12 protein-coding genes are annotated in these 15,689 nt (G+C 41.7%); 5 read left to right on the forward strand and 7 right to left on the reverse strand.

Annotation, left to right across the window (positions count from 1 at the left end; genetic code table 11):
- Positions 1 to 127 precede the first annotated feature (127 nt).
- The 4 genes from V7K49_RS19920 to V7K49_RS34745 all read left to right on the forward strand — a co-directional run bounded on the left by V7K49_RS19920 (position 128) and on the right by V7K49_RS34745 (position 3,976).
- The gene (locus V7K49_RS19920) at positions 128 to 358 is read left to right on the forward strand and encodes a hypothetical protein (RefSeq protein WP_335207036.1); all 231 of its coding nucleotides are present in this window, start codon (positions 128 to 130) and stop codon (positions 356 to 358) included.
- A 28-nt stretch (positions 359 to 386) separates the two neighbouring features.
- Positions 387 to 638, forward strand: coding sequence for a hypothetical protein (locus tag V7K49_RS19925; protein ID WP_334872000.1), 252 nt, complete (start codon positions 387 to 389; stop codon positions 636 to 638).
- A 12-nt stretch (positions 639 to 650) separates the two neighbouring features.
- The gene (locus V7K49_RS19930) at positions 651 to 2,096 is read left to right on the forward strand and encodes an ABC transporter substrate-binding protein (protein ID WP_335207037.1); all 1,446 of its coding nucleotides are present in this window, start codon (positions 651 to 653) and stop codon (positions 2,094 to 2,096) included.
- A 443-nt stretch (positions 2,097 to 2,539) separates the two neighbouring features.
- Positions 2,540 to 3,976, forward strand: a complete 1,437-nt coding sequence (locus tag V7K49_RS34745) for a histidine kinase dimerization/phospho-acceptor domain-containing protein (RefSeq protein ID WP_442948681.1) — start codon at positions 2,540 to 2,542, stop codon at positions 3,974 to 3,976.
- A 65-nt stretch (positions 3,977 to 4,041) separates the two neighbouring features.
- Here V7K49_RS34745 and V7K49_RS19945 read toward each other — a convergent pair whose 3' ends face one another.
- Genes V7K49_RS19945 through V7K49_RS19955 form a run of 3 tightly spaced genes read right to left on the reverse strand, consistent with a single transcriptional unit; the run spans position 4,042 to position 7,084 of the window.
- Positions 4,042 to 5,148 carry an AAA-like domain-containing protein gene (locus tag V7K49_RS19945; RefSeq protein ID WP_335207038.1) on the reverse strand — a complete coding sequence of 369 codons (1,107 nt, stop codon included), beginning with the start codon at positions 5,146 to 5,148 and terminating at the stop codon, positions 4,042 to 4,044.
- Positions 5,109 to 5,636, reverse strand: coding sequence for an AAA-like domain-containing protein (locus tag V7K49_RS19950; RefSeq protein WP_335207040.1), 528 nt, complete (start codon positions 5,634 to 5,636; stop codon positions 5,109 to 5,111). The genes V7K49_RS19945 and V7K49_RS19950 overlap by 40 nt, the downstream gene beginning before the upstream one ends.
- A gap of 5 nt (positions 5,637 to 5,641) precedes the next feature.
- Positions 5,642 to 7,084 (reverse strand): AAA-like domain-containing protein, encoded by a 1,443-nt coding sequence (locus V7K49_RS19955; RefSeq protein ID WP_335207042.1) that lies wholly within the window; start codon positions 7,082 to 7,084, stop codon positions 5,642 to 5,644.
- 448 nt (positions 7,085 to 7,532) lie between these two features.
- On the opposite strand from V7K49_RS19955, the gene V7K49_RS19960 reads away from it, so the two are divergent.
- A complete protein-coding gene (locus V7K49_RS19960; RefSeq protein WP_335207043.1) occupies positions 7,533 to 8,366 on the forward strand; it encodes a class I SAM-dependent methyltransferase in 834 nt (277 codons plus the stop codon).
- Between the two features lie 459 nt (positions 8,367 to 8,825).
- On the opposite strand, the gene V7K49_RS19965 is transcribed toward V7K49_RS19960, so the two are convergent.
- From V7K49_RS19965 to V7K49_RS19980, 4 genes are all read right to left on the reverse strand, one after another.
- Positions 8,826 to 10,328: an HlyD family efflux transporter periplasmic adaptor subunit gene (locus V7K49_RS19965; protein ID WP_335207044.1), complete on the reverse strand. Its 1,503-nt coding sequence runs from the start codon at positions 10,326 to 10,328 to the stop codon at positions 8,826 to 8,828.
- Positions 10,329 to 10,650: 322 nt separating this feature from the next.
- Positions 10,651 to 13,593 (reverse strand): peptidase domain-containing ABC transporter, encoded by a 2,943-nt coding sequence (locus V7K49_RS19970; RefSeq protein ID WP_442948682.1) that lies wholly within the window; start codon positions 13,591 to 13,593, stop codon positions 10,651 to 10,653.
- An 80-nt stretch (positions 13,594 to 13,673) separates the two neighbouring features.
- On the reverse strand, positions 13,674 to 14,468 hold the full coding sequence (locus V7K49_RS19975) for a peptidylprolyl isomerase (RefSeq protein ID WP_335207045.1): 795 nt from the start codon (positions 14,466 to 14,468) through the stop codon (positions 13,674 to 13,676).
- Positions 14,469 to 14,902: 434 nt separating this feature from the next.
- Positions 14,903 to 15,658, reverse strand: a complete 756-nt coding sequence (locus V7K49_RS19980; RefSeq protein ID WP_335207046.1) for a PPC domain-containing protein — start codon at positions 15,656 to 15,658, stop codon at positions 14,903 to 14,905.
- Positions 15,659 to 15,689 lie beyond the last annotated feature (31 nt).

Consider the following 15,689-nt stretch of genomic DNA (forward strand, 5'->3'; position numbering starts at 1 on the left):
ATTAGCGAGCCCTATTATTGAGGGTATAAATTACAGAGCCAAGCAAGGTCAGTATCAAGTTGAGCGTTTTATGTTTAATTAGGTTGACTTACTTAATAACCGCAGCTTACTCAACCACGCTGTGGTGATGACACCCAACACCACTCTTTCAATTCCGGCGGCTGTGCGCCAAAATCCTGAGATTTATCGTCATCAGCTTGGCACCATACCGTTTCCCAACAAACCTAATGGCCAGCCAATGCGTTACTTAGTCGCAGTTAATGCCGCAATTTTGCTTGCTGAGTCTGAAAACCAGAAGACAGCCAAGCGAATTTTTCAGGTACTTAATTCAACCATCAACGATAGGAAACTAGATTAAAGCTGCTGGAGGTCGGTATCTACCAGTAATGACGCCAAACTGGAAAGACCCTTTTTGGACAAACCCAGCCGATCCACACATTTCAACTGCTGCTAAAACATTAATCGAAGGTTCAACGCGCCCATTTTATATTGTCCAAAACCCAGCCTATAGCCTAGTTTTGAAAGATAATGTCTGGGGTAAGGCTCTGAATCGAATTGTTGTAGAGCAAATTTCCCCAGAGCAAGCAGCCGATCAGGCGATCGCACGGATTAAGCAAATTTTTGACCAATGGCAGTGAGCTTTTACAAACATGACATTTAAAACAAAAGCCAATCAAATTGCTAAAAGCTTTCACAATCAGCCACAATATCGCCATTATCGCAAATATGTGTTGATCGTATTGACACTCAGCTTGATAATTATTGCTTGTACTAACATCTCTAAATTAAAACTATCTTCAGTGACCCATTCTCCTACTGACAACACAGGTTTAAAAATTTGGTGGGATAAAGGATTTACTGTCGATGAGGATGAAGCAATCGAGCAGTTGGTGAGCAACTGGGAAAAACAAACTGGTAATAAAGTCAAGCTTTCCTTCTATATCGGCGATGAGTTACCGCAGAAAGCGCGTAGGTTCATTCAGGTAGGTAATCCACCCGATATCATGATGAGTTCCGGCGCAGAGAGAGTGTTGAATCCGCATTTGGCTTGGGAAGGAAAACTGGCGGATGTAACGAATGTAATTGAGCCAGTCAAGAATCTTTATCCTGAGTATGCCCTACAAGCTGTTAATTATTATAATAATGCTGCAAAAAAGCGAAGCTACTATGCAGTTCCAATTAATCAGTCAACGGTTCACATTTTTTATTGGCGGGACTTGCTAGAGCAAATAGGTCGCAGTGAAAGAGATATCCCCAAAGATTGGGATGGTTTTTGGGAGTTTTGGAAACAAGTGCAGAATAATCTCCGGGCGAAACAGCAAAAACAGGATATTTATGGGTTAGGTTTTCCTTTCTCTACTGGAGCTTCTGATACCTATATCTTTTTTGAGCATATTTTAGAAGCATACGATGTGCAAATTCTCGACTCCAAGGGTAAACTCCTGATCGATGACCAAAAGGTCAGACAAAAAATTGTCAAGGCCTTAGACTGGTATGCCAAATTTTACCAACAAGGTTATGTGCCACCAGATGCACTCAATTGGTTAAATCCAGATAATAATCGCAGCTTGCTCAATCGTCTGGTAGTAATGACTCCTAACAACACACTCTCAATTCCTTGCTCTGTCCGCCAAGATCCCAACACCTATCGTCATAAGCTTGGCATCTTAAAATTTCCCAACAAACCGAACGGCAAGCCAATGCGTTATATACTCACACTTAGGCAAGCAGTTTTGTTTGCTGATTCCCAGCAACAGAAAAAAGCTTTGGATTTTCTTGCATATCTTATTCAATCAGAGGTGATAGATAAGTATCTTAAAGCTGCTGGAGGCTGTAATTTACCAATCATAAAGACACTTTGGCAAGACCCATTTTGGAAAGACCCAACTGACCCACACGTTTCAACTGCGGTTAAGACTGTGACAGAGGGCTCAACGCGGCTGTTTTCTTATCTGCAAAACCCAGCATACAGCGTAGTTTTAGAGGAGAATATCTGGGGAAAAGCTCTTAATCGAATAATTGAAGATAAAATTTCTCCAGAACAAGCAACTAATGAGGCAATTAAGCAGATAAAACAAATTTTTGCTCAATGGTAGTTAATAATTATTTATATTAACTAAAGAAGTAACCTGTCTGCATCAATAGGAAAAATATAAATATCTTTAAGCCAATTCGCAATGGTGCTCAAGGTCTCGCTAAGGCTGCATTCGCAAAGCAGACGCACCAGAAGAGAGCAATTAGGTTTTGTAACGGGGATTTTAATTAGGCATTCAATTCGTGCTGCTACAACAAGCAGCGTGAAGGTCAATATGAAATTTCAGCTAACGTCACCTATATTGAACAAATTCAGGCAGGAGATTCCTTTGCCCCCATTTTCTATGTCTCACCTATTACTCGCAAGCCATCAGTTACTTTTGCAACACCTCTACGTGATGCAGCTAAGGTACGCCAAGGTGTTCTCTTAGCTGATTTAAATTTAGACCGAATAGATCAGATTGTCCGAGAACGTACAGGCTTAGGTAATAGTGGCGAAACTTATTTGGTTGGTTCTTTAGTAACCAAAAATGCTTTTATTTCTAAAGAGAAAGATAAAACACCGGACTTTTCTAAAGAAGTTAGCAGCCAAAGTATTGATGCAGCAATGAGTGGAATTAGTGACCAAGGACTTTATCCAAACTATGCCGGAGTGCTAGTAATTGGGGTATATCACTGGCTCAATGACCAAGACCTTGCCTTAATAGTAGAAATGAACCAGGAAGAAGCCTTTGCCTCGGCTCGCCGATTGGCAGGGACGATTATGTTAGTGGGGTTCTTATCAATGGGATTTCTATTGATTGGAGTATCTTGGCTAACGCGGCAGTTAAAAATCTCTGGTGAACAGTTAGAGAATTATAGCCATAGATTGGAGATAAAAGCTAAAGAAGCCGAAACTGCCAACCGTGCCAAAAGCGAATTTCTTGCAAACATGAGTCACGAACTCCGTACTCCTCTTAATAGCATCCTTGGTTTTACTCAGTTAATGACCCGCGATTATTCTCTGAATTCTTCTCAGTTGGAACATTTAGAAATTATTAGTAGCAGTGGAGAGCATTTACTGACCTTGATTAATGATGTGTTCTCAATGTCTAAAATTGAGGCGGGTTTAACAACACTGAACAACAACAGCTTTGATTTGTACACTCTACTCGATTCACTTGAAGAGATGTTTCAAATAAAAGCGGAATCAAAAGGTTTACAGTTGATGTTTGAGCAAAGACCTGAAGTTCCTAAATATGTGTATACAGATGAAAGTAAATTGCGTCAAGTCTTAATTAACCTCCTTAGTAATGCTATTAAATTTACTCAAGAAGGCGGCGCTAGTTTGCGAGTTAGGATAAAGGAGGAAAGTAAACTACAGCAGCAAGAAGGGGCACAAGCAAGAAAAAATTCCCAGCCCTCATTCTTCTGGCTTCATAAAGCTTTTGCAGTCGGGGGGGTAGATTATATTACCAAACCTTTTAGTGAAGAAGAGGTTTTTGCCCGTGTAGAAAATAACTTGACTATCCGAAAGCTACAAAAGCAACTTACTGAGCAAAATGTACTCTTGCAACAGGAAATTAGCGATCGCCAAAAAGCAGAATCAGCACTGCGGTTAAGCCAATTTTATTTAGACAGATTTAAAGCTCCGATTTTTTTTGTGAATTTGAATGCCCAGCTTGTTTATGTAAATGAAGCAGCTTGCCATATTTTGGGTTATTCTCGCGAACAATTGCTGACTATGACTGTTCACGATATTGATCCAAATTTTCCCGCAGAAACTTGGCACTCACAATGGCAAGAACTTAGAGAAAAAGATTCTTCTAGCTTTGAATCTATTCATCGAACTCAAGATAGTCGAAATCTACATGTAAAAATAACTTTTAGTCATCTAGAGTTCAAAGATCAGCAATATTTATGTACTAGTGCCTACTATAGCAATCCAATACGCTTGGGTTAAAGCCAAAAACCAAAACCAGTGTAGGTTGAGAAGCTAATAAATGATTCAAGATTGCTATATCTTAACTATTTACTAATATTGCGTTTAGTCCATAGTTGATCTAGTAATTGCTTTGAGATCGCTGGGCAGTGCTTTTTATACTCGAAAGTCACCATCCCCAATCCTAAAACAACTATCAATGCCCAACCGAATGCGCCGATGAAAAATAATCTTTGAAATCTGGCTGCTTTTTGCTCTTGAAGCAGTCTAGCTTTAACTTCTTTAGTTCGTTCTGCTTCTAGCCATGTCTCAACTTGTCGCCGATCAAATTCTTGGCTAGCTGCTAAAAACTGATAATCCAAATCACTCAAGCTTTTGCCTTGTGACCAAGCTAGAGCTTCAAGTAAGGCTCTCCCGCGCAATAGTCGTGAATTATCACGGTGTTCTGAGGCTACCCAAGCACTCAATACTTGGGAGTAGGGTCGCAATTTTGCTAATTGTTTTTCTACCCAAGTTTGGTTGAAAACCTTTTCATAAATGCGGTTCTTTACTACTAGTTGTCCTTGCTGTTTGGTCACCAACCCCGACAACAGTAGTTCTATTTGCTCCTCTCCATCATCACACGCTATCTGAATCCCTTGTAAAACTTGCTGGTACAGTCCCAGCAAACCCCCAGCACGTTGCTCATTTCTTAGCAGGCGATCGCGGATTGTTTTTAAATGCTCTGGATCATCTTTCGCTTCCCATTTCTCTATAATATGCGTTTGCACTAGTTTTTCTAAAATTAACAATGGAAATTGGTAATAAAAATTTATAAGATGTTGATTAATAATTGGTAAATGGTTATCCAATTTATAACGCTCATCAACTTCTAGACATCTCTGCTCTTGAATATCCTTGCTTCCAGAGTTTCTTTCTTGTACCACTATCTGACAGAGCTTTTGAGTGAGAAATGGCTGACCATTTGTCCAAGCCAAAATTTCTTTGATAACTGCCATCGGATTAGTTACTTTATTTTTTAACCCTGCTGCTAATGGCTGAACTTCCGATAAGTTAAAGCCGTGCAGTTCAATAGATTTACCTATATTAAATGGGGTACAGTTGCGATCAGTAATCAAATCGGAAGGTGTTGCTACTCCGAATAGTGCCCAAGTTAAGCGGTTATATTCTGGATTTTCCGTTGATTGTAACATGAGCGAATTAGGGTAAAAAAATCAACTACAGGGAAATTTAGACCTAAAACACTATCAATTTCATCAATAAAAATAAATATTTTTTCAGTTTTGAGTTTAACTAACAAAATGTCTTCAACAAATTGGCTTAATCGCTGTAATGCAGATAAATCTTCTCGCTCAGACCACCAGACTTTTAAATTAACTTTGCTAAAGAGATTGAAGCTCCTTAATAAGTCAACCACTATGCCCTTATACCACTGAGCAGGCGTAATGTTGCCGTTGCCAATCCGAGTCATATCGATAGAAGCACAACTGTAGCCTGCTTGTTCTAATCGGTGCCTTGTTTGTAACCGCAAGCTAGACTTACCCATCTGTCGGGAACTAAATACATAACAAAATTCACCTTTAATTAGAGCATTATAAAGTTCAAAGTCAGCCTGCCGTTCTACATAGCTAGGAGCATCGACTTTGAGACTGCCGCCAATTTGATATTCGTACTTATTCATAACGTTTAGGTTAATTGCTCTCGGAAATAGAGCTGATATAACTCACAGCTAGACACTGCCTGATTTCCTTCAAGTTTTACTAAACCCATACTTTCTAATTTATAGGCAGCGATCGCTTCTAATTGCACACTTGTTGGAGAGGTAACTACCCGTTTGAGTGCTGTCGCTAGTTCCGGATGTTCTTGGAGATTTGCGAGATGATGCCGTAAATAGTTGCTGTAGATGCCGGCAATTGTGGGAGCCTCTTTTAGTAGCTGCTCTAGGGTTACTGCTTGATGTCCCAGGTTATAAAGAGCCAGACGAGCTAGATAGGGATGACCACCAATCATCGCTAGTAAAGGAGCCAGCTTTTGCAATCCTTTCTCACCTTTGGCCCAATCTAATCCATGACGCACTGCCAATTCCTGCATCTGCTCTAAACTAAACTCTGGTAACTTAATCGGTAGTCCTACATTGAAAGGGGATTGATTAATATCTAAGGGGATATAAGCTTCAGTGGCATGAACTACTACTATTCGGAGTTTTTGCCAGATTTCTAATTCGGAAGCATCTTCATACCAGGAGCGCAGTAGCGGGAGAAAGTCGCTGGAGATTTGTGGATACTCGAAAATCCGATTCACTTCATCCAAAGCTAAGACTACCGGAGCGTCGATTTTCTCTAGCAAATACTCCTGTAAATACAATGTGCAGCTAACTTTGCTGCCAATATCTTCATCCCAATAATCATCCAGTCTGATCTCTAGGTTCAACTGCCGACTGACGTTAGCACAAAACCATCGTAAGAATTTTTCCAAGCTAGTGAAAACTTGACTATCTGCTCTCTGTAAACCGATCTGTACGGTGTGTACCCCAGTCTGTTTAGCATGAGTAAGAATTCTGTGCATTAGGGATGTTTTTCCCATTTTGCTAGGGGCTTTGATTCTGATTAGGCTTCCAGGTTTATTGATTTCGGCATAGGTGCGTTCTTCAATTGGCGGACGCTTTATGTAAAAAAAGGAATTGAGCGGTACTGAGCCACCAGGATTTTCTAAGAAATCGGGATTAAAAACTGGGGTTTTTCTCTCGTCTTGCTTTTCTATCACTAAAGAAGACGCTGATATCCCATCTTTCGCTGTGATTGTTTGCTGAGACTGTTTCAAGACTACTGGCACACTTTGTAGTTTTTCTGACAAAACGCTACTTTGCGTAGGCAAAGTCCGCTGGAGGCATCGCCGTCTCAATACTGAGCGAAAATTACTTTTTGTTACCTCCTCCCCGAAAGCCTGTGAAAGTAACTTCCATAACTTAGAACCAACATCTTTTATATAATTTGCATCATAACCACAGCTTTCGGCGATATCTGGATAAGTTTTTCCTTCCCAAGCTTTACGAAATACTATTTCCTGAACATCACTTAAACCATGTTCCAGAAATGTGTCTAAAGTTACTAATGCTTCTTCTATATTCATTTGTAAAAAGCATAAAGTTTGTTTTAAATAAGACTTTAGCGGAATTTTTCATCCTTTTTTCCTTATTTACTTAAATTTAAACAGTTAACTTCATTTCCATCTGCCATTCTCAATGTCAAAAAATCAGCACTTAGAGGTTGTATATAAAATAAGTCTTAAGTAGGGTATATTACGGTCATTGACTGCGACCTGTTTTCAAACACCTGCTTTCTATTCCTACAACAGAAGAAAGCGATCGCAGAGTAACTTGAAATTTTGACATTTCCATCTGAACAAAATAACAGGTAACTTATACGTGGCATCATCTTCACGATTAACAGTCTACCAAGCAGCCTATGGATCTCATCCAAGTTGAGGCTAGACTATATTAGTATTTGCAGTTTATTTCTCGTTCCCAGGTTGGAGTCGAGAAACGCTAGCAACGAGTGTAAATAGGAGATGTTCATTTATGCCGAGATGGACTGCACAGGAAAAACAAGCGTATCGAACCGAGGTGATTCAACGCATTACCGCCGCGATGCCCTCAGTAATGCAGGAATATACCTCAATTAATTGGGCGGAGGAACTCAAAGGCTACCGTACCGACCATGAATATTACCCTGACTACATCCACGCTCCCATTCATGGGCTAACCGATGCCTACACCAACCCTCAATCGTGCTTAAGTTGGGATGCTGCTATGGATGCGATTATTCCCCTCAGCCACAATATTAGTTGCCAGCAGTTGCGCGAGAAAATGGCTGAATTAATTCCTGAAGACACTCAAATTGAGACGGTGCTAGAGCTTGGTGCAGGTACGGCTGATGGAGCGCTGGCCCTGGCACGGCGGTTTCCCCAGGCCACTTTTCACGTTACTGATGTTTCACCTTACATGCTCGTGATCAGTCAACACAAGTTTAATAAGGTTGGATTTAGTGAGCGGGCTTCGTTCGAGCAGGTGGACGCTCGTCACACTGGCTACCCTGACAACTCCTTTGATCTTGTCACGTCATCACTACTCTTCCACGAGACGCCTAAAGAGTGGACGCCTAAGATTCTTAAGGAGATGTACCGGATCACCAAACCCGGAGGTTGGGTACTATACGCTGACACCTATCGTGGTGAATACGGCTTGAGCGCTTCTTTTCCAGAACCGTGGTTGGATGACTTTATCCATTTCAACTTCGAGTACGAGTTTGCCAAAGCAGGTTTTACAGAACTCAAATACATTCCCTATGCCGTGGGTTTGTGGTATATGGTTGGCCGGAAGCTAGTAGTCTGTCAAGAAATAATTGACGAATAGATTTTCTGTAGAGACGGCGATTTATCGCGTCTCTCTAACCATCAAAATAGGTTTGACAGACCACTAGGGGACTGACAAAAAATTAATTATCTAAAATTATTTGTACATTTTTAGGGGCGCAAGGCCTTGCGCCCCTACGATGGATGTTTTTTTAACTGGAAGTCCCCAGAAACGTAAAAAATCAGCAATACCCCTCAGCGTGGGAGGAGCGTTGAAAACTGCTATAGACCTCTTGCATAAATCAAAAATAAGAACCCCACCCCGCCAAAGCTACGCTTTGTCTCCCCTCTTTGCTTGCTCTTATACCAATTCACTAAAATTATGAAACAGATGTAAACCCTGAAAGGCAAGTATCTCTAAGTTTTTTAATTGCGAATTGCGAATTGCGAATTGTGAATTGGTATTAGGGGGTGGGGTATTAGGGACTTTTGCAAGAGGTCTAATGAAATACGATTTTGTTCACCGGAGGGATTTTAAGCTTTCAGTCTTTTGCACTAAGAAATCAGTGAAGATACTCATAATGGTGCGGTGACGTAATTTCACATTAGCATTAATGGACATCCCTGATTGCAATGGAACTTGGCGCTGATTAATCAGTAACTTCTGCCCATGTAGGCGGACTTTTGCGGAAAAATGCCAGAAATTATAAACTTGGTCTGGAGGTAAAGCATCAGAGCCAATCTCAACTAGTTCGCCTTTGATATCGCCATACTCTTGGAAGGGAAAGGAATCAATTCTCACATCCACTTGTTGCCCTTCTTTAACAAAGCCGATGTCGCGGTTGGTGATGTATACCTTAGCAACCAAGTTATCACCAGGAACGAGTTTTAAAATTGGTTCACTGGAATTAACTACAAATCCTGCTGTTTTGGCTTTGAGTTCAAAGACAGTTCCATCTCCGGGTGCAGTAATTTTCTGATATTTCAGGGTTTGTTGGGCTTGAATTAACTTACTATCAATTTCACCAATCTGACCATTAATTTCATAGATGCGTTTCTGATTATCTACAATTACCTTGGTTAATTGGCTATCAATTTCGGCAATGTTTTTGTCATTATCTGTAATTTTGGCTAGTAAGTCTTCTTGAGACAGTGCCGCAGTATTGCGGAATTTTTCATTTGATTGGGCGATCGCTAATTGTAATCGCTGCTGTTCACTATTCAATCGGATCACTTCAGATTGTTTGGTGCTGACATCCTGTTGCTGTTTCAAGTATTGTACTTGGGAGATTGCCCCCTGCTGCGCTAGAGGTTCAAACTTGTGGAGAATTTGTTGATTTATTGTCAGCAACTCTTTTGCACTAGCTAACTGCGCTTGAGTCTGGAAAAATTGCTGTTGCGTCTGTCCCGTTTCTAAATTAGCTGTGGCTAAACGTGATTTTAATTCTATTTGGCGATTTTGCAAGCGTAATTGTTGCTCACTTGTGAGAGGATTTCCAGCAGTCGCACCATTTAACTGTGTTCGGTACAACTGGTTTTCGGCAATAATGGCTGCTCGGCTCTTGGTCAACAAGGCTAGTTCTGGTTTAATTTTCAACAGAGCAGTTTGCTGTGCCACTTCTTGTAGTGATATTTTCCCTTGAAGCTGACGGTGGTAAAAATCATTTTCTTGCTCTAGCGCCTGTTTGGCAAACAACTGAGCAGCCCGACTTTGTTTTAATGAAGTTAGCTCCGCCTCAGAAGCAGTTTTTTCTAGGCTAACGAGTGTTTCACCTTTTTTGACTCGCTGACCATCTTTGATTAGAATCTCCTTGACAACACCATTAATTGGAGCTTGAATTTCTTTCACTGCACCCTGTGGTTCTAGCTTGCCCGTAGTATGAATTGATTCTTCAATTTGGAACACCGAGGCCCAAATTACTGTGAAGGTGCTAACTCCAACAATAGTCCAGGCGATCGCTCGTGACCAAGTAGAAGTCTGTTGTAAAAGTACTGGTTGATCAAATTTATATTGAATATTCATAGGTCAAAGTGCTGTGTTCTATGTTCTAAGCCTGAGTTTCCAAGTTATAATCTCGACATTTCGAGTTCTGAGGTTGAGGTTTTGAGTTCAAAGGTCGAAGTTCCGAGTTCAAAGGTCGGAGTTCCGAGTAAAAAGGTCGAAGCACCGAGTTCAAAGGTTGAGGTTTTGAGTTCAAAGGTCGAAGTTCCGAGTTTAAAGGTCGAAGCACTGAGTTCAAAGGTTGAAGTTCCGAGTCAAAAGGTCGAAGTTCCGAGTCAAAAGGTCGAAGTTCCGAGTCAAAAGGTCAAAGCAATAATATTTCCTCCAAACTCCTGCCTCCTGCCTACACTTTTGCTTCTTGTTGCTGATATAAACAGTAGTAATAACCTTTGAGCGCCATCAATTGTTCATGAGTCCCCTGTTCTACCACAGCACCTTGATCCATCATCAGAATGACATCGGCATTGCGAATTGTGCTGAGGCGATGAGTAATGAAAAACACTGTTTTATCTTGGAAAGCTTTCGCTAAGTTACCGCAGACTTGGGCTTCAGCATTGTAGTCCAACGCACTAGTAGCTTCATCAAGGATCAGTAATTGCGGATTTTGCAGAACAGTACGAGCGATCGCCACTCGTTGGCGTTGTCCCCCAGACAGTCCCGAACCTCGTTCGCCTACACGAGTGTTATAGCCGCTGGGTAAAGACATAATAAAGTCGTGGGCAAATGCTACCTTGGCGGCGGTAATAATTTCCTCATCGCTAGCATCAGGATACCCCAAGGAAATATTTTCGCGGACTGTGCCATCGAATAGTAGGGTATCTTGTAACACCATACCAATTTGACGACGTAAGGAATAGAGTTCTACTTTACTGATATCGTAGCCATCAATCAAGATTTTGCCGGACTTGGGTTCGTAAAGTCTGGGTAATAATTTTAGCAGTGTGCTTTTACCGGAACCGCTTTGACCAACAATTCCGATAAAGGAGCCAGTAGGAAAATCTAAATTAATATTGGACAATTGCATCGGCCCATGTTCCGAGAAACTGAAGCTGAGATTTTCAAAGCGGACACTACCTTGAATACTGGGCATCAGGATATTTTGACAGTTGCCGATTTCTGTTTCTTGGGGAGTGTCTAAAATATCAGCAAGGCGTTGCAGAGATAGAGCGGTTTCTTGGAAGTTCTGCCAAAGTTGCATCAAGCGTAACAAGGGACTGGTGACATAACCAGCCAGGATGCGGAAAGCAATGAGTTGTCCCAAGGTGAGTTGCTGATTGAGGACGAGAAAAGCTCCCACCCACAGCACTAACATACTAGAAAACTTGTTGAGAAAACTGCTAACAGAACTGGCGGTAGTTTGGGTAGAGACTGTTTTGAAACCAGCGCTGATGTAACGAGTATAGCGTTCTTGCCATTGCCAACGCGATCGCATTTCTAAATTTTGCGCCTTGACTGTCTGCATTCCCCCCATCACTTCCACTAAATAAGATTGCGTCTCGGCATTGCATTCGGCTTTCTCTTGCAATTGTCGCCGCATCACAGGTGATACCATCAAGTTGAGCAAACCAAACAACGGTACTGTTGCCAAAGCAACTAAGGTCAATACGGGGCTGTAAATCGCCATCACCACAATATAAACTACAGAAAACACTGCATCCATCACCACAGTTAGAGCTGTACCAGTTAGAAAAGAGCGGATGTTTTCCAGTTCGTGAATTCGCGTAGCCAATTCTCCCACAGGACGGCGTTCAAAGTAAGATAATGGCAGACGCAATAGGTGATTAATCACCTCAGAACCAAGGGTAAGGTCAATCCGGTTGGTGGTATCTGTAAATAAATGAGTGCGGACACTGGTGAGTATTGCTTCGATTACCGCCACTACTAGCAAAAAGATGCCGAAAACTTCCAAGGGATCAGGACTGTTACCAACCAGCACTTTGTCAATAATCACCTGCGTGGCAAGAGGATTTACCAACCCAAACAGTTGGATAACAATGGAAGCAATCAGTACTTCAATTAAGACTTTGCGGTAGCGCCGCAGTGAGGGAACAAACCAACTCAAACTAAACCGCGCCTTGGGAGTATTTTTGGTGGTTTGTAGCAGCAGTACTTCTCCTTCAGCCCCCCAGTTTTCCGCAAAATCTCGTAATTTATACCGCAGTAGTCCCATCTCTGGAACGGCAATAAGTAACTCTTGATTGCTATTTTTGTAGATGATGGCAAAACTATCTTGCCAAGCAATCATGACTGGTAGTTGCAAGCGGCCGACTGCGGTGGCGGGAACTTTCACCATCTGTGTTGTCAACCCCATCAACTCGGCGGCGGCGGCGCAAAATTGCAGAGATATACTACCCTTGTGTTCGTGCTGCTTTATCAACACCCGTCGCAGTGTATCTCTGCGCCAGGAAATATTAAAGTATTGGCTTAACATCTGGAAGCAAGCTAGGGAAGCATCCAGCGGCCCTCTACCCCGGATATAAGGATACTTCTTTTGTTTACCCTTAGCTGCTGGTTCTTCTGTGAGAGCAATTTCTGAGGCGTAGGGAATCTCTGCGGGTAAGAATGTTTTTGATGTGGGAGCGAGATTTTCTCCAAGTATTGACTTGGGTAATCCTACCAGACGCATATTTGTATTAAATTTCAGCTTGGGGTTGAGTTCATCTAACTCTAAGCGACTCCCCACAGGGAACTCAGGATCAAAATTACTGCTGACTAACCACAAAAATTCTGAGTCCAACTGCTGGCGGAAGACTTTGCGTGCAGGGATTGTTCGGATGATAGCAACTTCAGTTGCAGTCTGGGCAAGCTTAATTAATTTCTTGCTCCCATCCGCGCGACGGCTGAGTTCTTCGGTGAGCAGTTCATACACTTCTAAAAGAGTAATCTTATTTTGCAACGCTTGGACAAAAGCCTCTTCCTGCTTGAGTAACGTTAAAAAACCAGCAATAGGTAGATTGAGGGTGATAACTTCAGTAGAAGCGATCGCAGTTTCAGATGCAATACCCCGCACATGACTTACCCAACCTAAAACCTCTCCTGGTGAGAGTAACTTCAGTGTCGCCGGATTTTGTGTTTGGGAATTGTAGCTTAATAAACGCGCTTGTCCTTGGTAAATAATGCTAATTTGATCGGGCATAGCTTCCCGTGCTACTATTACCTGACCAATCCGGTAGCGGAAGAATTGCACCTTGTTGAGCAAATTTTCTAAAACATTTGGTGGTAGATAATTAAAAGGAAACAAATCAGCAAGAAATTCTTGAATATCAACCGTTGTATTTGTCATCATCTTGCACCGGATTTTAATTTTTCTTCCTTGTTACTTTCTTCTCTGCGATCCGCTGCGCGATTGCAGTTCGTTCCTTCACCCTATGCAGCTTCTTGAACCTGTGCTGGTTTGGTGTTGATTCCCATCCAGATTTTTTCTTCTGGTGAGAGTTGATTTAATTGCTGTTTAAACCAAGTTTCAAAATTTTCTTGCAGCAATCGTTGACGCATAAAATCGTCCAACTGGGCACTAATAAACTTTTCCACACGGACAATCACCCATGATTCTCCAAAGGTTACGGGTGCTTGAACTATACCCACTTGACTTGTGCAAAGTAACTGAGCAAAATTGGGGGTGATAGTACCAAGTTCTACTGGGCCGATGATGCCATTTGTATCAGCTTCTGGGCCTTGAGAATATTCATGCGCTAGTTCAGCAAAGGATTGTTCTCCTTCTGTAATTCGGAAGAATAGCTCGTTGGCAGTTCCTCTGTTTTCAATCCGAATTAAAGAATAAATGACTTTATCAAAATTTCTTTTGTATTTGAGAAAGTAAGATTCTAGTTGATGTCCCCAAGTTACTTGCTTGAACTTTTCTACTCTGAGCTTTCGGGTTACAAAAAGTTCTAATTGTTCTTGAGTCAGACCGTAACGTAAGCACCAATCTTGGATTTTTTGCTTGGTTGTCAAATCCCATTGCTGATAAAATTGCTCTAGAGCATGAGATGTTTCTGCTTGTGTGCAGGTGATGGGTGCGATCGCAGATTCGATAATGGTCTGAGATAACAATTGCGGAATCAGGTTGTAACTAGCCAAGAAGGAAATAATTTCTGTAGGTAAAGGGGTGCTGCTGCTACGCCCGTCGTAGACATCCCCTATTTGTAAAGCTATCGTCATAATTGAATACTATTTTGTTGAAATATTTGATGAGTGCAGCTATAATTTTTGCAATGAAGCGGTATTCAGGTATCATTCTCTGCCGCTTACATGATTTGCATACCCTTGAAAGCATTGCCGTACAATTCTTTCAAGTACCACTCATCACTGCCGATGCCTAAACTTAAGTTTCAGTGGTGGTGAAGTGGTCAAAAGTGAAAGTGTAATTAGTCCTACTTTTGAATTGCTCGACTTGTAGGAAGTAATCACCAGATAGTTATTTGGTTAAAGCAAGATCAGTTTTAGTTAAGTCTGATGTAATTTTTTATCTAGAGTGGGGAATAAAAGCGGCAAAGTTCAGGTATGATTCTCTGCCGCTTGCATGATTTGCATACCCTTGAAAGCATTGCCGTACAATACTTTCAAGTACTAATCATCACTATCAATGCCTAAACTTAAGCAAAGGGGGTGGCGAAGCGGTCGAAAGTTGCAGTGTAAGCAGTACTGCCAGAGAATTGATTGACCTGCAAGAAGTAGTCACCAGACTGGGTAATGTTTGAAATCAACTCTGAGGTAGTACCAGCCCTAGCAGAGCGTGCAACTTCTTCTCCTGCATCGACGATGCGATTGTTGTTAGAGTCCCGAATCAGTCGGATGTCAGCATCAGCGCTAAGTCCAGTCAAGCTAATGTTGACACCTTCAAAGGTTCCCAAAGAGAAGCTGTAAACATCTGCGGTGTTAGTGTTACTGATGTAACCAAAGCGGGTGACATCAGTTGACAGGTTACCAAGTACAAATTCCTTTGGCAGAAGGTTGCTGTAATTAGATGTCGAAGTGGGTGCAGTCGCAGACAAGTCTAAATCATAAAAAACAGTACCCGAACTACCTGGAGCAAAGCGAGATACTTCCGCAAAATAAGTACCTGCGTTGGCTCTAACGTTAATCGCCTCATCTTGGTTGCTTGCCTTAGTGGAACTGCTAACAGCTCCACTAACTCGGTCAGTAGCGTCTAATATACCGTTACCGTTAACGTCACGAAACAGTCTCAGGTCGGCATCATCGGCAGCACTAATGTTGTTGAGAGATAAGTTGATGTTTTGGGTGCTGCCAATTGAGAACTTAAAGACATCTGTGGGTTCAACTGCATTTACATTGAAGGAATTGAAGGAACGAGGAGTGCTACCTAATGAACCAAGGTCTCGAGTAGTCATTTTTTTCTCCTTAAGATATTGATTGTGTTTT

The sequence above is a fragment of the Nostoc sp. genome (assembly GCF_036919675.1).
Taxonomy (GTDB): Bacteria; Cyanobacteriota; Cyanobacteriia; order Cyanobacteriales; family Nostocaceae; genus Nostoc.

Excerpts from the sequence above, each read along its gene's own strand:
- V7K49_RS19920 (WP_335207036.1), top strand. The coding sequence starts at position 128 with ATGACACCCAACACCACTCTTTCAATTCCGGCGGCTGTGCGCCAAAAT.
- V7K49_RS19925 (WP_334872000.1), top strand. The coding sequence starts at position 387 with ATGACGCCAAACTGGAAAGACCCTTTTTGGACAAACCCAGCCGATCCA.
- V7K49_RS19930 (WP_335207037.1), top strand. The coding sequence starts at position 651 with ATGACATTTAAAACAAAAGCCAATCAAATTGCTAAAAGCTTTCACAAT.
- V7K49_RS19945 (WP_335207038.1), bottom strand. The coding sequence starts at position 5,148 with ATGTTACAATCAACGGAAAATCCAGAATATAACCGCTTAACTTGGGCA.
- V7K49_RS19950 (WP_335207040.1), bottom strand. The coding sequence starts at position 5,636 with ATGAATAAGTACGAATATCAAATTGGCGGCAGTCTCAAAGTCGATGCT.
- V7K49_RS19955 (WP_335207042.1), bottom strand. The coding sequence starts at position 7,084 with ATGAATATAGAAGAAGCATTAGTAACTTTAGACACATTTCTGGAACAT.
- V7K49_RS19960 (WP_335207043.1), top strand. The coding sequence starts at position 7,533 with ATGCCGAGATGGACTGCACAGGAAAAACAAGCGTATCGAACCGAGGTG.
- V7K49_RS19965 (WP_335207044.1), bottom strand. The coding sequence starts at position 10,328 with ATGAATATTCAATATAAATTTGATCAACCAGTACTTTTACAACAGACT.
- V7K49_RS19970 (WP_442948682.1), bottom strand. The coding sequence starts at position 13,593 with ATGATGACAAATACAACGGTTGATATTCAAGAATTTCTTGCTGATTTG.
- V7K49_RS19975 (WP_335207045.1), bottom strand. The coding sequence starts at position 14,468 with ATGACGATAGCTTTACAAATAGGGGATGTCTACGACGGGCGTAGCAGC.
- V7K49_RS19980 (WP_335207046.1), bottom strand. The coding sequence starts at position 15,658 with ATGACTACTCGAGACCTTGGTTCATTAGGTAGCACTCCTCGTTCCTTC.